Source organism: Parabacteroides goldsteinii DSM 19448 = WAL 12034, from assembly GCF_000969835.1.
GTDB classification, from domain to species: domain Bacteria; phylum Bacteroidota; class Bacteroidia; order Bacteroidales; family Tannerellaceae; genus Parabacteroides; species Parabacteroides goldsteinii.
In genome coordinates this window covers 1,255,705-1,257,159 of record NZ_KQ033913.1, presented here as the reverse complement: position 1 = coordinate 1,257,159, position 1,455 = coordinate 1,255,705, and the positions used below count along the sequence as shown (strand labels likewise).

The window sequence follows — 1,455 nt, the reverse complement described above, 5'->3', positions numbered from 1 at the left end:
GTATTTTTCATATACTCTCTTTCCTTTTTTTACGCACATTAACTATTGCATTCAGTCTTTGTATTTGTTCATTACTTTTCTCTTTCTCAATAGGTCTTCACCAGTGTTATTCCCTGTCTTGAATACAGCGGAGCGGATGAGCATCGCGTCTTGCCCATATGGAAGAAATATTATGCCCGTTTTTTCCTACTTCATAAGGAAAGTAATCTTCTATAATCGCTAACGAATAAGCATTCTCAGTTCCTCTCGATTCTCTACACCACAAATTTGAGGTTCCGCCTATATAGTTGAATTTGTTATAGAACTCTTGATATCCAGTCATTCGAAGATAGGTGGTACGTCCGGATGAAGTATTTTCAAAATAGATAACAGCCCCTCCATCTTTAACAACTGTTTCTTTATTTTTCATATTCATCGGAATATTTGCATTACCAGTTTCCCCGCTTTCTGTATATGACGTACTGGTGAAAAAAGGCTGATAATTCACCTTACTCGCTATGCGCCATCCGGCAGGACACGGATCATGAACAGTTTTTTTATTATCAGAGCCATTCCAAAACAGATCACTATTATCACTACACCAACTAGCACCAGAAGAATACGAAGTTGTAGGATGCTGATAGGCGGTCCTTAATGAGACAGTATTTGATGAAGCTTGCATGATAAAATAGGAAAGACCATCCGGCTGATATAAATTCAACATTCCCAGAGTCGGCTTATCTGCGTTAATGGTAATGTTTATCATTAATGTTTCCGAATAGCTACTGGGGAACGGGTCTTTCCTACCACATTGGTAATGGAATCCATTTGCTTTTGACTTTTCCAGATAACTTTCGGGGAAATCGGTATAACCAGCTTTGGCTCCTAGGTTACGATCCATCATTGGATATTGAATCTTGTTACCGTAAGTATATTTTGAACTCTTTTGTTCGGGTCATCCACTGAAACATCGGCTTTGGCATTCGGGGTGTAATCAGTTACCCAGATATGCCAACTCCAAAGGATATTACCTGTTCCGCCCGCACCGTCATAAGCAGCTATCACCCCGCTTCCACCTTCCGTATTCGGAGCGATACGGCAATAGATACGGGCATTTTCGAAACTACTGCCATTCATAATATCGACTATATTCGTATGATCGTTTGACGAATTGACTACACCTAGAACAGGATCACCTACGTCACCATTTTCTTTTGTTTGCCACAGGACTTTTACTGATTGGATCTTCGTTGACGAGCACCAACCCTGAAGTAAGGAATTGTCTTTCAATGCTTCGTTTATATAAAATTTATAAGGATTAAAGCAGAAAGCACCACCGGGAGCCACCATGAAACAGTTTGCGGTCGGAACCAGATTGTTATTATTCTCGGATGCCGCTATCGGATCGATAATCGTTACACGGCGGTCATTGACAGGTAAGTCAATATGACTGATCTTTACCGTATAATTATAATC

Annotated in this window: 1 protein-coding gene and 1 pseudogene; both read right to left on the bottom strand. The window is 40.2% G+C overall.

Annotated elements, in window-relative coordinates; genetic code table 11:
* Nucleotides 1–106: 106 nt before the first annotated feature.
* Complete coding sequence (locus HMPREF1535_RS25175; protein WP_052716746.1) at nt 107–883, bottom strand: hypothetical protein; 777 nt, start codon at nt 881–883, stop codon at nt 107–109.
* Nucleotides 880–1,455, bottom strand: a pseudogene (locus HMPREF1535_RS25170) (DUF4906 domain-containing protein); the annotation flags it as partial. The pseudogene HMPREF1535_RS25170 and the gene HMPREF1535_RS25175, both read right to left, overlap by 4 nt.